Source organism: Acinetobacter sp. LT1 (genome assembly GCF_059800965.1).
The window spans coordinates 106,583-125,335 of sequence record NZ_JBBAXE010000002.1 but is presented as its reverse complement, the minus strand read 5'-3'; the positions used below and the strand labels follow the sequence as shown (position 1 = coordinate 125,335).

The window sequence follows — 18,753 nt, the reverse complement described above, 5'->3', positions numbered from 1 at the left end:
TGATCGCTTTTTAAGGCATCAACATTTTTAGCTGCCTTTAAATCCACACGTATTGATAATTCAATTAAAGCAGATGTTCTGTCATCCATAGTGGATGACAGAACATTCAACAGCTATATTCGCTGCTATATATTTCTTGTACAGAATAAAAATAAGGGGCTTCATCCCCTTATTTTTATCAATAAAAGTCTTTTTATATAAATATTACTTAGCTTTAAACAAGTTAAAAATTGGGTTAGAAATTTCTTGAGATTCACTCAAGTCATTACACCAATAATCCATGAAAGTGACTTTAACAAAAAACCGCTCAAATACAATTACTTTAATTGCTATACGAAACAAATTAAACTCTTGTGGATCGATTTGGTCTAAATAAACTTCTGAATGCCCCTCAAAATGATCAACTTTACTTTCTACATTTGACCATTCTGATTGCGCTAATGGGTAATTACTAGCTAATACTTGAAGTATGGATTCAGCATACTTCTGACGGCTCATTGTTTCTTGCTCTGGTCGATCCCACGCTCCAATAAATAGTTCCTTTTCTATAGGAGAGTCATATCCATCGGGTTTATAAAAAAACTCTATTTCACTTACCTCACCATGACTATAAACATCCTCAACACCATAACCAAGCGCTATAGGATCAAACATGCGTAATAACCATGCTTGAGACAATTGAACAATCCATTGATCGGTACCAAATTCCTTTATTCCCTTCAAATATGTATAAATATTTTCCGGCGGCACTTCTGCTTGCATATAAGCATCTGATATTAAATTAAAATGAGGCACACGGAAGACATCAGTATAATTAGTCTGCAAAGGAATATTAATTACATTATGTTCAGATAAGCCTTTTAAAACTCTATAATCCGTGTTTATTACATAAGCCTTTTCTGGTGACCAAAAGGCATCAGTACCCAAATGATGTTTAACTATTTCACGCTGTTCATCCACATGTTCTGTTTTTTCAAATATATCTTGTACTTGCTCAGTTAATTGAATGTAAACAGCATCATCTGATAACTTTTCTACTTTATACGCGGGGGTAGACAATAAACACTCTAAGCCAAATAAATCGACATAAGGTTTACCAAATACCGTTCCCCAATACATATCTGGTAACCAATGTTTTAGTTCATAGGAAAAAGGTGTTACCCCACGCCATCCTTCTTTAATTCCTAACTGTGGTTCCGAATGCCGATTTGCATCAATAATTGCTAAGTCCGCATTAAATTGTAAGGTAGTAGTTTTCAGATAATTTATCAATTTATGCTGATCAATTTGAGTAAACTCTGAGGTAAGATATTCCTCACTATGCGTCTCTCCATGCAGTGAAGGCCAAAAACTTCCTTGATAACGGGGCTTTTTTAAACGTTGGCACAATAATCGATCAGCAGCTCCCCCTCTGTCATTAGGAATCAGTTTTTCTATTATATCAGGTGAAAATGGGATTTTTAATGGTTCCCAAAAACCATACTTTTCTGGAAGCATTTCTGGAAAGGAATTACAGTAGTGGTGTATCCGTTTAAAAAATTCTTGGGGATCTCTCAACATATTTGGAGTAAAAATTTTGCTATAAATAGGACGCTTAAACTTCATTTGATAATTTCCTAATATGAGTGGAGAGTATTTTTGATAGGATCAAATCTTTGAATTGTCCCCTTATTAGATAAAATACTATTCTTCACTGTTTCAGATATCTTTGTATTCATATTTACTACTAAAGTAACTGGTTTTCCTGTTGCCCCATACCCCCTGAGTTGCTGGGTATCTGTAAGATATTGGACATTCTTGAACTCAACTAATGTCCCACCATTACCGAATGCATCTGGAATAATATTAATCTGTCCATCTCTCTCAGTTTTTATGGTAATCATTTGTCGATCGGTATTTCGCTTTACCCCCAATTTACTTGCAGCACTCATTTCAAATTCTTTACCGTTTAATCGGTTTCTGGTAACTACGTCTTTTTTTACTTGTAAAACTTTTAAAGTATAAGCTTGATCTACTTTTAATTTATCCAATTCAGCTTGAGCAAGCTTTAATGATTCAGCCTTCCCCGGTTTTAAATCTGTTCCAATAATAAGGTCAAAAGCTGCTAAAGCTCTATCAAAAGGAGTACTGGCAGGACCAAAAACAGTTACCAAATCATCAGCTATTCCAACAAGCTCACTTACGCCTTGATCTTTAAGTTTTTGTACAAAAACCTTTGAATCGACTATACCCTTATTTGCTTTCTTAATATCACCATAAATTTCAGCTGCTTTTACTAATAGCTTACCTGTGGTAGTTGCTAATCTAACTAAGGAGTTATTCTGAATCGCAGTATCAGCACTGTTCGCAGCAGTGTTTACATCATAACCAGTATATGCTGCAACCGTTCCAGAAACTAATTTACCTATATTCCGGATTTTTAGTTTTTCTGCATCAGTATATTCAATACCATTGGCTGGTTCTGGCATTAACCCTGCAACTATTTCACCTACACCGGCACCAATCGCACCTGCCTCACAACTAGACTTCGTTGCAGCAGCAGCAGCACATCCAACAGCGGCATGAGCAATTTTATGAATTGTATATTCAAATATATTCGGATCGACTTTATCTAAACTCGTTCCAATCTGACTAGCCAACTCTCCTTGTAAGGCCCCTGCTAGACCTGCTAGTAATGCAACTTGTAAATTATCGCCAAGATTCCCACCATTAATGGCAGTTTGTACTAAGGTGGATCCTACAGAAGTGGTAAAATTATTTACTAAACGATCTGATAGGAGAGTACTGTCAGGCTTTAAATTTAGGGCAGTACCAACTTGACTCAATAAACCAGCTGTTACCACAGATGCAGCCAAATTTTTAATGGAATCTTTACTTCCCATCTCTTTTAGGGTTTTACCAATATCCCCACCATTATTAATCAGGCCAACACTTGCCTGAGCAGCCAGACTCGTGACTGCTGCATTTGCCATTACCCCTAATGTTGACGGAACAATTGCGCCTGCCGCTGTTGTAGTCACACCAGCCGTACCCAGCATGCTCGCGCCAAGCCCCACTGTTGTACCACTTGCAGCTGTTCCACCCGCAGCTCCAGCCGCCGCTGCTGTACCAGTACCCATTGTCGCAATAGTGACTATGATGACAATTAAGGCCGCTCCGGCTCCAGTTAAACCTTGTGATTTATAATCCCAATCCTTTTGGGTAAGGAGAACCTGCTGCCAATCTACATCATTACGATTGACTAAATCTTTAAGATAAGTATTTCCAGGCTGATTCGCCAACTTTAATATTTCATCCCGAAGCACTTTTTTATTGGCATCTTTTTCGCTAATTGGAACTTGTACACTCAATCCACCCGCTGCTTTAAATATAGGTGGAGTTGGTCCATTAAAACTTGGAAGTTTGGCTGTTTCTGTAATGGAGCCTTTATCTTGCATCGATTGCCAAACAACCGAATTCTTTTCCTTTTTAATAGTGTTATTAATACTGGTGACACTTGGCTCTAAAAATATTTTACCACCGGATTCAATTGTCGCTTCTTTCAGATAATTAAACTCTGTACCGGCTAAATGGGTATCAAATCCTGACTTGGTCCCAATATATGATGCAGTTAATGTGGAAGGAATTTGGGTAACCACCTGATAACTACTGTTGGTTTTTGAAGTATTATATTTAATCCCTAATATTGAAGACTTCTTATTAACCTCCAACTGATTCTTGGAAATTTCGTTCACTGTATTAAAGTATAAATCCCCACCTGAACGGATAAATAAATCTCCACCTTCTGCTATAAACTGTCCTGAATAGATATCGATCTTATGATTTTTATTTAATTCTTTACTCTCGATATAGATATTCTTGCCACTAATATCGACTGAAGCAGGTCGTGTTGATTCATTCTCAGAAAAGGTCGTAATCGTTTTCTTTTTTAAACCACCCCATGACTTCTTCTTTTCAATTGATGTTGACCGATCATAACTTTGCTCAAGCGCCACATCAAATAGTATATTTTTATTCGATTCAATCTTAACATCCCCCTCAGAAGAGCTAATACCTACTGCTTGAAGAATCAGATTGCTTCCTTCCTGTGCTCCTGTAGTTTTTATATTGACTCCACGCTTCCCTTCCACAAGGGTCGGTGTAAGTAATGAGATCGCCTGATAGTTTTGATCCGTTTCATTGCCACGATCATAAAAATCATTATGGGCTGCAAGAATAACACCCGCATTCATGCTCATGGGTTGGCTATTCTTATCTAATGCCGTCGAGGTATAGATTTTCTCTCCAATACCTTGAGCTTCAATATTGACTTGACCATCAATAGCCAGAATATCCGCCCCCGTAATCATAATGCCTTTTCCAGAGACAATATTAACTTTCCCTGTTTCAGACCTTAAAAGACTCCCTGCGTGTTCAGCTCCGTTGGTTCCTAGACTTAAGAAGTTAATCTGTTTTGTAATATCATTAATTTCTTCTGTGTATTGTGCAACAAGTTTCTTTTGGGCCGCATTCAATACACCTAATCTATTAATTTCTTGTATTTTATTTTCGTAATACAACCTCTGTTTGGACAAATAATCAGAATGTTTTGAATACGTAGAATTATTAAAAGTATTTTTTACCCCTTCAATTTTGATGTCTCCCTCAGGTGCTACAATTTTGAGGTCTTTCATGTTTCTTATTACAGTACCCTGAATTTCAACCCCTTTATTTCCTTCTAGGTGACTCCCCCCCATATTGTTGGTTAATCTGAATACTGTTTCGGAGAAATGACCATTGGCTCCACCATAACCTAATAAAGTTAACTTTCCATTTTTTGAAATAAGTTCATAATCTCCTGCAGCACCGAGCTTATGGATTTTGGGATCCAATGTTAAAGCCCCATTTGTCTGAATTGTAAGATCACCCTCTAAATTTTTTAGGGCAGGATCATTTGTGAGAACAGAACTATCCATTGCATTAAAAGTTAAGGTACCAGCAGAAGGACTGATTAAGTTATTAGCTTCTAGTGAAATCGCTCCGCCAGTATAAGTTGTCCGATTGGCGATATGATCCATACCCACCATAGATAAAATACCATTCGCTTTTAAGTTAACAGAACTCGAAGAATCCCAAACAACTGGAGTTGCTGTTGAACCATACTTACTATTGAAGTAAATGTTCTTTTTACTACTCACCGCCATGTGTTTATCAGCATTCGCTTCTATATTTTGTAAAGTCAAATGATCTTTGGCAGAAAGCTCAGTATTCCCTTTAGAATTTAATTCGCTATTTGATAATGTCGTTTTTCCCTCGCTATTAATAGATAAACCACCAACAGAGGTTGTTAAAGTGGTGTTATCAATGACGACATCTGCTTTCTTATTCTGAATCTGTAAAGATTGTCCCTGTAAAATATTCTTTCTAATATCATCATATCCATGATCACCTCTAATTGTCACATCGGTATTCGCTTGTAAAGAAATACCATTACCTGCAATCAGTTGAATATCTCCCTGTTCAGCAGTAATACGAGTAGATTTTAATTGTACATTCCCATCTCCAATTGACCCTAATATAACCCCTTTATTACCATTGATGAAGGTCATATCAGTTGTTGCGCCGTCTTGATCTGCCCAAGGAGCTGGTTCTATTTCTTGCAGTGAATTTAAAACTAGATTTTTATTCGCAAGAATCGAAGTTTTGCCTGCATTGGAATTGGCTTTGAGGCTATTGACAGTAATCCCACCAGTTAAAGCTGAAATGTTGATATCATTCTGAGCATTTAATACATTATTTAGAAATAAATCAGTTGTTTCTGCGATCAGATTAATATCTTTTTGAGAGGTGAGATTAGTATTTAATGTTAATTGACCTGCTTGCAATTGGATACTATCTTTGCTAGAGACCCCTTGAGCTGAAATACTTAAATTATTCTCGGCATCCAATGCAACTTTCCCTGTAATCTGGGGTAGAACTTTTGTTGCATTGTTCCAGACCAAATTTCGTCCACTATGAGCATTAATATTCTTGACTCGTGTTGCAGAATTTTCAAGTGCAAATCCAAGATTCTGTAAATTTACATCTCCTGAACTATATAAGTTTAAATCTTTACCCCCATAAATAGTCCCACCTCGGATATCAATTAAACCATCTGTATTTGAAGAATCTGCTTGTAGGTTTATTGAACCCAAGGATGCCTGTATCTGATTTTCGTTCAGTGAGAGCTTACCTTTTCCGGATACATTCAAATTTTGTGCTGCTATTAATTTTGCACCTTGTGCTGCAACCACATCTTTTTGTGACTGAATATAAGCAGAACCACGATTACTGGTGATGCCTGCGTTAGTTGCCAGATTGATGTTCGCTGCATCAACATATACATCCCCACTCTGTGCATCATTAAAAATTCGGCTATTCGCTGCTAAATTTAAATTACCTTTAGTATTGATCATTAAAGGAGAAGAAGCCAAGCTACCATTATTAATAATAATTTCTTTGGCATTTACATTCAGGTTATTACCTGAATCAATATTGAGCATGCTATTACTATTAATACTCCCTGATGAGTTGATATCTGCAACTGCACCAGTGCCCGTTGTCTGTATGTTCACTAAACCTTGGGTTTTACTGGTTGAACTGATTGTACCATTATGCTCAATTTTCCCTGCACTGGTAATTACCAGATTGTTGACTGCCTGAAGAGTCCCTGCATTGGTAACGCCCAAGCCCTTTTCTGTCCCCATCAAATAGATGTTATTGGCATACATCCCGCCCAGTGCTTTCACGTCCACAGCTAATGTCGGTGCAGTCCCTATTCCTGTTTTAGCCATAACATTCTGTAAATCTGCACCGATAGTATTCGCCCCTGCAATCACCTGAATATCATTTTTGGCTCGGAGTTCTGCACTAAGTTCTAATGCACGAGCATAAAGGTCTACATAATTTACATCGTTATTATTTCCCCCTAATCCAAACTTAGAGTTAGGATTTGCTGAAACCGTAATTCTCCCTTGATCAACTGTGAACTGTTTAATACTACCATCGGCATTTAATTGAGGTTTACCCGTAGTAAAAATTGCCTTATTGGCATTAATAAAGCCACCGCCTTTAATGTTAATACCAGACGGGTTGGCAATAATCACATCTGCCATTTGCCCTGCGACTTCTAAGTTACCTTCAAATCTTGAAGCAGCTGTTGAATTTACCTCATTTAAAATAACTCGCGCTTCACCAGTCGCTAAAAATGGGTTTGCCCCTACGGCCCCTACTGTTTTGGTGGTTGCTCCTGTTCGACTGTTATTTAAAACAGCACCTTCAGCCAATACATCAAACTGTTTATAGATATTGTGGGAAATACCATTTTTAGGGGTCTGGATATTGACCACCGGAACTGTTGTGCCTGCTGAGTTCTTACCAGCACCAATGACTGCTCTATTAGCAGCATTTGCTGCACTATCTGCGACAATAGCAGCATAGACAGGAGCAAATGGTACTAATAAGCTAATACTTGCTACTAATGCCTTGACATGCCACAGTTGATGAAATGATTTTTCTTGTCCTGATGATTGTCCCGAACGCTCTATTTCTGAGGAGGTAGATTGTCCTGCCGCCTTGCTCTGGCTTCTAACATTCTCCGCAACAGCCATAAACATGTTACGAGCTTTGTTAAAAACAATTCGATAAAGATTTTTATTCATAAGTCAGTTTTCTCTAATTAAAATTAATTTTGTTTCTTAAGGAAACTTAATAAAAAGCATTTAGGCTAAATCCAAATATCCAGTCTTTTTTTATACTCTGCGGAGCGATTAGGCCTCGCCCTGTAAAGGCATCAATATAAAAATGGTTCAGATAACTTCGTAGACCTACGACACTCCCCATTAGATGGCGCTGCCCAGCAATACTGTTCTTACCGTTAACCCAGCCCTGATCTACGGCAACATACATTTGTGTATTTGGAATTTTTGTATTTACGCTGATTTCCTGTTGTAAATACTGTCCGTTATCGCCTGATAGCATCAGTTCACCATCAAAACCTCGAACGCTATAACGACCACCGATATAAAAACGATCATTAGGTACTAAAACTCGTGGAGCATATTGTCCACGCCAGTTCAAACGGTATTGCGCTGGCACATTTAAAAGCTGAAATGGCATTTGAAAACGTAAATCGGCACTCCATATTGGTGCACGGGAATACCCTTCTGATGGTAATGGATTTTTATCAATGTCCTTAATTTGTTCTTCTGGTGCTAACAACGCATCAAATGCGCCTGTGCCATGCCGATAATCCAAACCCGCATCTAATACAGCATCACCCAGATATTGGCGATGTTGTATCCCTGCATTCCAGCCTGAAGTTTTTCTACGTTGTACTTCGATTTCAATATCATCAATAAAGTTTGAATTTTGCTTATGGTAGAGCTTGCCATAGAGGCTAGTTTTATGCTGTCCACTTCGGCTAAGTACACGAGATACATTCAAATTACCCTGCTGACTTAAGCCGTGATAACGTAGTACACCATTTGCACCCAATACATTTTGCTCGTATTGATAACGGCTATAGCTAGTACTGAAATCATAATTTCCTAATGGAAGCTGATAACTTACAAAGTAGTTTTTATTTAAGTCTCGATTTAAGTTATCTAATGAATGACTAAAATTAAAAGAAAAATAATCACTTAAATAGAATGGATTATTAATATTGAGTCCAAGACTACCTATATAACGACCTGTATCTTTACTTCCTGAATTATCCAGACCAAAATTTAAATTGATTTTTGATTGTGGCTGTAACTTAATAATCAGATCACTATACCCTTTAGCTTCCTGAACAGACTCATTTGACGGCACAATTTGTATATCTACCGTATAAGCTCGTTTTAAGTTTTCGAGACCCTGATCAAGTTGTTGTAGATTAAGGACATCGCCTTCTTTAAATGGTAAAGATGCTTTAAGTTGTAATAAAGAGAGTTGCTCACCTTCAACGATGATCTTACGTAAACGCCCAATCTGCACACCAAGTCGCAAAGAACCTTGCTGAATATCTTGAGGATCAACAGTAACCTGACTGGTAATAAAACCCTTCTTAATCAATTCATTTTGGGCGAAATTAACGAGGTTACGTAAGCTTTGCGTACCAATACACTTGCCAATAATCTTCTGCGGATGATTCCAGATTGCCCGAAGCATAAAGTGAAATTTATAGTGTTCAGGGTCCTGTAACGTCTTTCTATCAAAATCAATATTCTTGACCTTAACGCATGGCTCTTCCGAAACGACTATAGTTTTAAAATCCTGCAATTGGGTAGTGACAGGTTTAGGTGCAAGCTGAGTGATTTGCTCTTCTAATTGTTGATTAAGCTCTTTTAAACGTTGTTCCTGACGTATACGATCTGGTAAAGAAATATCATCGATGGCGTATGCATGTGTAGCTACCCCATACAAAAGAAAAAAAGCGTGAGTAAAAAAAATTTTGTTTTGCATAAAATGTTATTTTTAATTTACCAAATGGATAAAAAATCAAACAAAAACTACATGAATCATTCACAATCAACAATAAATGTCATAAAAAATTCATAATTGAAACATTTTGGAAATTTTTTAAATATTTTTAATTTTTATTAATGTATACCTATAGTTTAAATATTTAGGAAACAATAGTTGTTCATTAAAATTAATTTCCATCTTCTTTTATAAAGCTATAAATTCAATTCTTTTCATATTTTTAGAATTATTTTCATTTACTAGGCCAATTTTTATTATTAAAAAAAAGAAGATTTAATAGGAGTTAAGCACTCTAAAACCACTCAACTCCTTAGAAATGCTTAATCAATCCATCAACTTTTTACGGCGATACAACCCACAATTCCCAGAAAATAACGCCGCCAACAAACAAGTAATAATCGCATAAGTCGCAACATTCATTCCAAATAGCTCAACAGCTAAAATAATAGATGTTAACGGTGCCTTACTTGCTCCAGAAAACAGACTTACCAAACCTAAGCCTGCAAGCAATGAAATTGGTAGGTCTAAAATCGCCCCTAAAGCATTCCCTAATGTCGCACCTACATAAAACAATGGCGTAATTTCACCACCTTTAAAGCCTGAACCTAAAGTGATGGCTGTAAAAATAGTCTTGTTAAAAAAGTCGTAAAACTCAATCGGTACATAAAAAGATGAAATGATTTTATCTGTACCCAAACCGTTGTATTGCTGATGCGCAGTGAACAACGTAAGTAGCATAATGACAATACCACCCACCATGGTTCTTAAAGGCAAATACCGAACGTATTTATAAAAGACGTCACTCGCAAAATGGATGGCCGCAATAAAGAAACGTGCGACTAGGCCAAAGATCAGACCTGCCACAATTAAGTTCATGAGCGTGCCAAAATGAATGGCGGGAAACTCACTAATCACATAAAAAATATGCGGATGAACAATATCAAATAGCTCAGGAATGGCCGATGCAATCAGAGCCGACACAAAACATGGAAAAATAGCTGAATATCTTAAATTACCTAAAGCAGTAATTTCTAAACCATAGATTGCACCCGCTAGAGGCAAGCCAAACACCCCTGCAAAGCCTGCACCAATACTGGCGATTAAACAGATTTTTCGGTTATCTTCCGAGACTTTTAATATATGGCTTAAGTGGTCAATTAAGGCACCTGAAAGCTGAACCGCTGGGGCCTCACGCCCTGCCGAACCACCGAATAACTGCGTTAAAATTGAAGTAATAAAAATGATGGGGCTCATTCGTTTTGGAATAAACGACTTAGGCTGGTGAATTTCATCAATCAGTAAATGAGTTCCCCGCTCAATCGGTGATCCATATTTTTTAATGAGATAACCAATACCAAAACCTACAAAAGGTAAAAAGTAGATGAGCCAGTGATGCAGACTTCGAACTTTATTCGAAATATCAAAAGCGACAAAAATTAAAGTCGATGCCAACCCCGCTACGACTCCAATCACGATCGAGATGACGAGCCAATAGACACTGTATTTTAGAATTTGATCATATTCAGATGAAGGTAGAATTTTCATTCGCTTTCTTCAATTCGCCTTTGAGTGAGTGCCAAATTCTCAAATTGTTTTTATGCTGCCAGCTCATTAAGTGAGAAATGCTTAAACTGGGCTAAAAATTAAAGCCCGCATAAGCGAGCTTTCAATACAGTGATTAATTTTCATATCACTAAACTGTGAGGAATATCTCATAATTAGTGCTAATTTTCAAGCTGAAAATGGTTAACGAGTACTGCGAAAAATAACGAACTAAGTGAATAAATAAGCATTCGATTTGACCCAGTTAAACTGATGCTTAAGTGAGCCAAATCATTTATTCAAAACTTAATTAATACTCGCAATCACAGTTTCTGCATGACAGGTCGCGCCCTTCTCTGCGCCAATCTGAATAACACCACTGCGGTGTGCCAGTACCTGCACTTCCATTTTCATGGCCTCCATAATCGCAACCACTTGGCCTTCGGTGACTTGCTCACCATTTTCGACTTTCCAAGTGCTAATCACACCATTAATTGGGGCAAGTAAATGCTCGGCACTCACTTCTGGCTCGGTTGTTTGGGCTGGAGCTGCGGTTGCTGGACCTTGTGCAAACATCCCCGCAGGTAAACCTAAACGGTGTAACTTACCATCAATTTCAATGTAGCTCAGTAACATCGATTGTTGATGGTTTGGAATGCCACGTTTAGTTGGCTTTAATTCTTGTTTAAAGTCATTTTCAATCCAGCGCGTGTGTACATTAAATTCATCTGTAAAGTCAGGTTCATTAAGTACCGCGCGGTGAAAATCTAAAACCGAAGCTACGCCTTCAATTTTAAATTGTTTTAAAGCACGTTTAGCGCGAGCAATTGCAACTTCGCGGGTTGGACCAGTCACAATTAGCTTTGCCATAAGTGAATCAAAGTGACTCGACACCAATGACTCAGTTCGAACACCTGTGTCGACTCGTACACCGTTACCAAACGGCGCTTCAAATAAACTCAATACACCAAAGGCCGGAATAAAACCACGCGCTGGGTCTTCGGCATTAATACGAAACTCAATGGCATGGCCTTGTGCTTTTGGAGTTTCTTTAATAGAAAGCGCTTCACCTTGTGCAACACGAATTTGTTCCACCACCAAATCGACTTTCGACGTTTCTTCGGTAACAGGATGCTCAACTTGCAAGCGTGTGTTTACTTCTAAGAATGAAAGCTTGCCGTCACAACTGAGTAAATATTCAACTGTACCTGCACCCACATAGTTTGCAGCCTGACAAATATTTTTTGCCGAGGTTAAAATTTGTTGGTAAATCTCATCGCTAATAAATGGCGCGGGCGCTTCTTCGACTAACTTTTGGTTACGGCGTTGCAACGAGCAATCACGTGTACCAAGTACCACAATATTGTTATGTTGGTCTGCTATCACCTGCGCTTCTACATGACGCGGTTTATCTAAATATTGCTCGACAAAACATTCACCACGGCCAAAGGCAGCTTTTGCTTCACGTACTGCCGACTCATAAAGCTCTTTGACTTCTTCGAGTTTCCACGCGACTTTTAAGCCGCGGCCACCGCCACCAAATGCAGCTTTAATGGCAATTGGTAAACCATATTGTTTGGCAAACTCTAAAGCTTCATCTGCATTATTGAGTGGATCTTGCGTACCCTGAACCAACGGCGCACCAACCGAAGCTGCAATTTTACGTGCTTCGATTTTATCGCCTAGTTTTTCAATGGCACTTGGTGATGGCCCGACCCATTTTAAACCTGCATCAATCACAGCTTGAGCAAACTCAGCACGCTCAGATAAAAAGCCGTAACCCGGATGCACCATAGTCGCTTTTGATTTCTTTGCAACTTCAATAATCGCAGGAATATTTAGGTAAGTCTCGCTGGCAGTCGCACCAGTCAAGCCCCATGCTTCATCTGCAAGTTCGACATGCATGCTGCCAATATCATCATCTGCATATAACGCGACTGATGAAATTCCCATATCACGGCAAGCATGGATAATACGAACGGCAATTTCACCACGGTTAGCAATCAATAATTTTTCTGTATTCATCATTCATTCTCAAAATCTGTAAATTCGGCAATTTTTTTAAATTTGATGCGGCAACCTGCTGGAATCTGTGCCACCAAATCCCAATGGTGTTTAGCAACAGAACCAATGACCGGATATCCGCCCGTTAAAGGATGATCATTCATAAACAAAACAGGCTGACCACTCGGTGGAATCTGCAAAGCACCAATACATGTGCCTTCACTTTCCAACTCGTAGGTAATTTTGCGAGTTAGAGGCTGTGCACCTGAAAGTCTTAGCCCGACTCGGTTGCTTTCATTGGTCACGAGCCATTCTTGCTGACAGAGCATTTCAATACTGTCTTGTTCAAACCAGTCTGTACGTGGCCCCATCACAATATCTAGCTCAACGACTTCGCCAGTTTTTGGTAAGTCGGTTTTACCTACTTCATTTACGCTAATGTTGGTTGCCTTTACCTGCCCTTGGTAAATGGTATCTCCAAGCTTTAAAGGTTCTGGACCTAACACTGCCAAGCTGTCAAACGAGGCACTATTGAGTACTGGTTCAACGTCTATACCACCACGAACTGCCAAATAATTTCTTAAACCTGCTGTTGGTGGCTGAATTTGGAATTCATCGCCTTCATCCAAATCAATCGGTTGATAGCTTACAAAGTCTATAGTTTGCCCATCTGCAAATTTCACACGAATGGTTGAGATGGCCCCAGCCACCGCAATAACACCCGCATGCTGCATTTTGGCTTTTAGGCCGCCATTTAAAACTTCAATGACAGGTGTGTCGGTTGGGTTCCCGACAATACGGTTAGCACTGTGCATGGCAGACAAGTCCATTGCACCCGCTACACCAACACCAATATTGGTCTGGTTTAAGCGCCCTTCATCTTGAATGAGCATTTGTAAACTTGGCGCAGTGATTTTAAACAGTGGCACCGATTGTTTCGGCTCAACCTTAGGCGTAATTTGCTGCGGTACAGTCACTGTCGTTGGGTTATGCGTCACATCTTCAAAATGTACGGTCATACCCGGTAAAAGTAGTGCTGGATTTTTACGCTCTAAATCCCACATTTTTTCTGATGTTGTCCCGATCAGCTGCCAACCACCCGGACTGTCTTTTGGGTAAATACCAGAGTATTTTCCAGCCAAGCCCAAAGAACCTGACGGTATTTTTTTACGAGGAACCGTTAAGCGTGGAATATCGGTAAAAGGCTTATCGGGGCTGCTCATATACGCAAAGCCCGGCGCAAAACCAATAAAAGCCACATTCCACACACTTTGGTGATGTTTTCTAACCACATCGGCAACAGATAAACCTTGCAGCTCGGCAACCTGAGCAAGGTCTTCGCCGTTATAGCAAATCGGCACAATCACTTCTTGGCCGCTACGCACAAATCCAGAATCAATTTTGAGACTCTGAATTGAAGCAACTAGCGTTTTAAAGTTGGTTTCGATCTCGTTAAAAAAAACCAAAATTGTTTTTGCAGCAGGGACTAAGTCTTTAATTCCATTCAATTGCGTATTTTGCAATTTATTGTACAACGCCAAAGTTTCCTCTAAGCTCGCCAGCTCAATTAGAAAACAATCGGCGTTTACCGATAAAAAACGCATTTGCTTATCCTTTTAATTCTTCTTTAGTCCAGTTAGCCAATCCAAGCACGGTCAGGAATGTCGGTAATAAACATGTGACCCGGTGCATGACTAATCGCAAAAGGAATTTTTGAGTTCATGACTGCCGCTTGCGGTGTTACCCCACATGCCCAAAACACTGGAATTTCACCCGCTTCAATGCGAGAAGCATCACCAAAATCTGGCTTATTTACATCTAAAATTCCTAAGCTTTCAGGGTGCCCAATATGTACAGGTGCGCCGTGTACACTCGGCATACGTGCTGTAATTTTTACCGCTTCACTAATTTGATGCGATGGAATTGGTCGCATGGAAACCACCATATTTCCTGAAATACGCCCTGCTGGTTCGCACTTTATATTGCTCAGATACATCGGTACATTGGTGTCGTCATGAATATGGCGAACTTCAATACCCGCTTCTTGCAAAGCTGTTTCAAACGAAAAGCTACAACCAATTAAGAAAGTCACCAAATCAGGATGAGCATTATAAATCTCTCTTGCATCGGTCACTTCATCGACCATTTCGCCATCTTTCCAAATGCGATAACGTGGGAAGTCGGTTCGAATGTCTGAGTCTGCCGCAAGCTTAGTTGCATAGATGCCTTCTTCGAGCACATCAAGCACTGGGCAGCTTTGCGGGTTACGGTGTGCATAGAGTAAAAAGTCATACGCCCACTCTTTTGGCACCGAAATCATGTTGACCTGCGTCATGCCCGCAGCCATGCCTGCTGTCGGTTTATCAAAGCCAGCACGGATTTTTAAACGCGCATCTAATGCGGCTTCAAGCTGAGCTGGGTCGACTTTAATATCCTTATACATGGTGCTCATCCTTATGCTTTATTTACAAATGGGCGGATTTCAATATTGTTTTTTACAAGCTCAGCTTTAATGGCTGCCGACATCTCTAGCGCACCGTCAGTGTCGCCGTGTAGGCAAATGGTGTCGGCTTGAATTGGGGTAAATACGCCGTCAATTGACTCAACTCCACCATTTTTGAGCATAGACACCACACGGCTTGCAACAAATGCCGAGTCGTGTAAAACCGCACCTTCTAGACGGCGGGAAACCAATGAACCATCGCTGTTATAAGCACGGTCAGCAAATGCTTCTGATACAACTTTTAAACCCGCTGCTCGTGCCTGTTCGACTAAGTTAGAACCTGCCAAAGCCACTAAAACCAGTTCAGGGTTATACATTTTAATGGCATCAATCACGGCTGCTGCCTGAGCTTGGTCATGTGCAATGGTGTTATAAAGCGCGCCATGTGGTTTAACGTATTGCACTTTTGAGCCTGCCACTTTAGCCAAACCATCGAGTGCAGAAATTTGGTAAAGCACATCGGCAATCAATTCGTCACGTGACAAATCCATATTACGGCGGCCAAAGCCTACAAGGTCTGGATAAGACACGTGAGCGCCAATGGTCACACCAAGCTCAACGGCTTTACGAACCGTTTTTAAAATGCCGAGTGGGTCGCCAGCATGGAAGCCACAAGCAATATTGGCACTGGTCACGACAGGTAAAATCTGGTCATCATTACCCATTTTCCATGAGCCAAAGCTTTCACCCAAATCACTATTTAAATCTACAAACATGGCATTATTCCTTTATCACTTCACGCAGTCTGGCTTAAAGCTTGGTCAAATAGTTAAACACAGTCGTAAACGACATGTAGCCCATCCACCACGTTAACAGACATGTTAACCCACCCAAAATAAGCAACCATTTTGGATAGTTATAATTACCCATCAAATCTTTACGGCACGCGGCAACATACACAAAAATTGTAAGGCCAATTGGCAACACCAAACCGTTAAAACCGCCTACAAAAATAAGTAGACCTGCCGGAGTTGCACCCAATAACACATAGAGCAATAAAGCCAATGCAATAAAGGTAATGGTCGTATAGTTGGTTTGTTTTGGTTTTAAGTTCTTTTTAAATGCAGTAAAGAATGACACCGAAGTATATGCTGCGCCAATGGTGCTACTAATCCCGGCTGCCCAGAAAATTAAGCCGAATAATTTAAAACCAAATGTACCCGCTGCATATTGGAATGCTTGAGCTGCAGGATTGGCGTCATGGCTGGCTAAATCAATCGTTGCACCGCTCACCACCACACCTAAAAAAGCCAAGAACAGCACATAGCGCATGATGCCGACTACAACAATGCCCTTGGTCGCAGCTTTAGCAACTTCATCAATATTTTCAGGGCCAACAGCGCCTTTATCGAGTAAACGGTGTGCTCCCGCGTAACAGATATAGCCACCAACCGTACCGCCAACAATGGTGGTAATAATGGCAAAGTCGATCTGATCTGGCGCAAAGGTTTGATGTACAGCTTGCCCAACAGGAGGCATCACAATGACAGCAACGATAATAATCAGGAGGATTTTAAGCAATCCCAACACGATCATGCTTTTATCCATGGCAAGCGTTGCTTTTCTTGAGGCAAAAATCAAAATGGCTAATGCACCACTTAAAATACCGCCCCACTTTGTGTCTAGGCCAAAAAGCGCATTTAAACCTAAAGCTGCACCGGCAATGTTACCGACACTAAAGAAAAACCCGCCTAAAATCACCAGAAACGCCAGTAAATAACCACTACCCGGTAATGCTTTATTGGCAATATCTGATGCACGCATTTGAGTAAGTGTCACCACACGCCAAATGTTTTGTTGAACCACATAATCAATCAGAATGGAAACTAAAATGGCAAAGCCAAATGCCGCGCCTAACTTGACTGTAAATACAGCAGTTTGGGTTAAAAATCCGGGCCCCATTGCAGAGGTCGCCATCATAAAGATCGAGGCCACAATGGCCCATTGGCGATCAGATAAAAAAGAAGATTTCAGTAAAGACATATTAATGCGTTCCTCATCCATTTGAGCTTAACAACGCTATTTTCAAGTTGAACCAAGAACACCATTTTTTGTCCCAAACGATATTCTTTAATCCTTTAAAATGACAAAGATTCCCTGCTCCCCAATCAACACAATCGGTGATCAAATCTTGTGTCTAAAATAAAAACATAGCTAATCCCTACGGACAATAAGACTTTTTACATAAAATTAAAAATTCAAATATTTGATTTTTAATAATTTATTAATTATTAGAAGATCAGGATAAGCTTTACTTATTGAAGTTAATAAGCTGCCTTTATTGTTTTACATACAAAACAGCTTATTTTTTTATTTGCTCATTGAGTCTTTTCATAGCGCATTCAGATACTTTAACCGCGACTTCGGTCAATTTCTCTTTTAAGGCAACATCATTTCCTTGAATGTAAATCGAGGTGAAATGAAAGGTTTTTAACTGAATAGGCGTATTTAATATTTCTAGTCGCCCATCAGTAATTTCTTTTAACGCCGTTAAGGTCGGCACCACCGCAATACCTAAGCCCTGCTCGGCTAAACGCAACAGCGTTGCCAATGAATAACTGGTAATTGAAAGTGGTTCATCAATCCCTTGCTCTTTCATTCGTGCTTTCAATTCTTTATAGGGATAGGTAATTTTTGGATAAGTTAAAATGGTATGTGACATTAATGTTTTAAAAGACATTTGAGCAACTCCACCTTTAAATGAAGGTGAAGCTAAGAAACTGAGTTCAAAGTCACACAAAGCTTGTTCAATACACTCAAAAGCTAAAGTTGGCCCAAGTAAAAAAGCCATGTCTAAGTCACCTGTCCGAACACCTTCTTGTAAGTTAGGCGTAAGGTCCACTACAATTTCTACTGAAATTTTGGGGAACTCTTGCTGAACCTTTTCGATATATTCAACCAACCATGTATAAACAATAGTTTCGGAAACTCCCAAACGAATGGTGCCAGTCAGGTGCTGATTTTCAGTCAGTTCAGCCACCAGATCGGTCTCTAGTCGCATAAATTTTTCGGCGTACTTAAATAAAGTTAAACCTTTGTGTGTTGGTTTAAGCTGCCGATAACTTCGATCTAAAACTTTAAAGCCTAATTCATTTTCAAGAGATGTGATTTTTTGAGAGACCGCAGGCTGGGTGGTTTGTAATTTAGTCGCGGCCTTATTGAAGCTCTTTAAAGTCACAACCCAATAAAATGCTTCAAGATTCTTTAAATTCACGTGT

The 18,753-nt window shown here is 39.5% G+C and carries 10 protein-coding genes; all 10 read right to left on the bottom strand.

What is annotated here, in order from left to right; genetic code table 11:
* Positions 1-204 precede the first annotated feature (204 nt).
* Positions 205-1,605: a hypothetical protein gene (locus tag WBW42_RS02320; RefSeq protein ID WP_005070065.1), complete on the bottom strand. Its 1,401-nt coding sequence runs from the start codon at positions 1,603-1,605 to the stop codon at positions 205-207.
* Positions 1,606-1,616: 11 nt separating this feature from the next.
* Positions 1,617-7,679 (bottom strand): two-partner secretion domain-containing protein, encoded by a 6,063-nt coding sequence (locus tag WBW42_RS02315; protein ID WP_032056505.1) that lies wholly within the window; start codon positions 7,677-7,679, stop codon positions 1,617-1,619.
* A gap of 46 nt (positions 7,680-7,725) precedes the next feature.
* A complete protein-coding gene (locus WBW42_RS02310) occupies positions 7,726-9,465 on the bottom strand; it encodes a ShlB/FhaC/HecB family hemolysin secretion/activation protein (protein ID WP_032056506.1) in 1,740 nt (579 codons plus the stop codon).
* Between the two features lie 345 nt (positions 9,466-9,810).
* Positions 9,811-11,031, bottom strand: coding sequence for a chloride channel protein (locus WBW42_RS02305; RefSeq protein WP_032063565.1), 1,221 nt, complete (start codon positions 11,029-11,031; stop codon positions 9,811-9,813).
* A gap of 303 nt (positions 11,032-11,334) precedes the next feature.
* Positions 11,335-13,053 (bottom strand): acetyl/propionyl/methylcrotonyl-CoA carboxylase subunit alpha, encoded by a 1,719-nt coding sequence (locus tag WBW42_RS02300; RefSeq protein ID WP_032056507.1) that lies wholly within the window; start codon positions 13,051-13,053, stop codon positions 11,335-11,337.
* On the bottom strand, positions 13,053-14,636 hold the full coding sequence (locus tag WBW42_RS02295) for a 5-oxoprolinase subunit B/C family protein (protein ID WP_032056509.1): 1,584 nt from the start codon (positions 14,634-14,636) through the stop codon (positions 13,053-13,055). The genes WBW42_RS02300 and WBW42_RS02295 overlap by 1 nt, the downstream gene beginning before the upstream one ends.
* A 32-nt stretch (positions 14,637-14,668) precedes the next feature.
* Positions 14,669-15,484, bottom strand: a complete 816-nt coding sequence (locus WBW42_RS02290; protein ID WP_080776972.1) for a putative hydro-lyase — start codon at positions 15,482-15,484, stop codon at positions 14,669-14,671.
* Positions 15,485-15,486: 2 nt separating this feature from the next.
* Positions 15,487-16,251 carry a LamB/YcsF family protein gene (locus WBW42_RS02285; RefSeq protein ID WP_000496072.1) on the bottom strand — a complete coding sequence of 255 codons (765 nt, stop codon included), beginning with the start codon at positions 16,249-16,251 and terminating at the stop codon, positions 15,487-15,489.
* 34 nt (positions 16,252-16,285) lie between these two features.
* Positions 16,286-17,539, bottom strand: coding sequence for an NRAMP family divalent metal transporter (locus WBW42_RS02280; protein ID WP_079377711.1), 1,254 nt, complete (start codon positions 17,537-17,539; stop codon positions 16,286-16,288).
* 298 nt (positions 17,540-17,837) lie between these two features.
* On the bottom strand, positions 17,838-18,749 hold the full coding sequence (gene mumR, locus WBW42_RS02275; protein ID WP_014206319.1) for a LysR family transcriptional regulator MumR: 912 nt from the start codon (positions 18,747-18,749) through the stop codon (positions 17,838-17,840).
* Positions 18,750-18,753: the final 4 nt, after the last annotated feature.

What these genes read in the sequence shown, in the direction of transcription:
- WBW42_RS02320 (WP_005070065.1), bottom strand. Translation starts at nt 1,605, where the DNA reads ATGAAGTTTAAGCGTCCTATTTATAGCAAAATTTTTACTCCAAATATG.
- WBW42_RS02315 (WP_032056505.1), bottom strand. Translation starts at nt 7,679, where the DNA reads ATGAATAAAAATCTTTATCGAATTGTTTTTAACAAAGCTCGTAACATG.
- WBW42_RS02310 (WP_032056506.1), bottom strand. Translation starts at nt 9,465, where the DNA reads ATGCAAAACAAAATTTTTTTTACTCACGCTTTTTTTCTTTTGTATGGG.
- WBW42_RS02305 (WP_032063565.1), bottom strand. Translation starts at nt 11,031, where the DNA reads ATGAAAATTCTACCTTCATCTGAATATGATCAAATTCTAAAATACAGT.
- WBW42_RS02300 (WP_032056507.1), bottom strand. Translation starts at nt 13,053, where the DNA reads ATGAATACAGAAAAATTATTGATTGCTAACCGTGGTGAAATTGCCGTT.
- WBW42_RS02295 (WP_032056509.1), bottom strand. Translation starts at nt 14,636, where the DNA reads ATGCGTTTTTTATCGGTAAACGCCGATTGTTTTCTAATTGAGCTGGCG.
- WBW42_RS02290 (WP_080776972.1), bottom strand. Translation starts at nt 15,484, where the DNA reads ATGAGCACCATGTATAAGGATATTAAAGTCGACCCAGCTCAGCTTGAA.
- WBW42_RS02285 (WP_000496072.1), bottom strand. Translation starts at nt 16,251, where the DNA reads ATGTTTGTAGATTTAAATAGTGATTTGGGTGAAAGCTTTGGCTCATGG.
- WBW42_RS02280 (WP_079377711.1), bottom strand. Translation starts at nt 17,539, where the DNA reads ATGGATGAGGAACGCATTAATATGTCTTTACTGAAATCTTCTTTTTTA.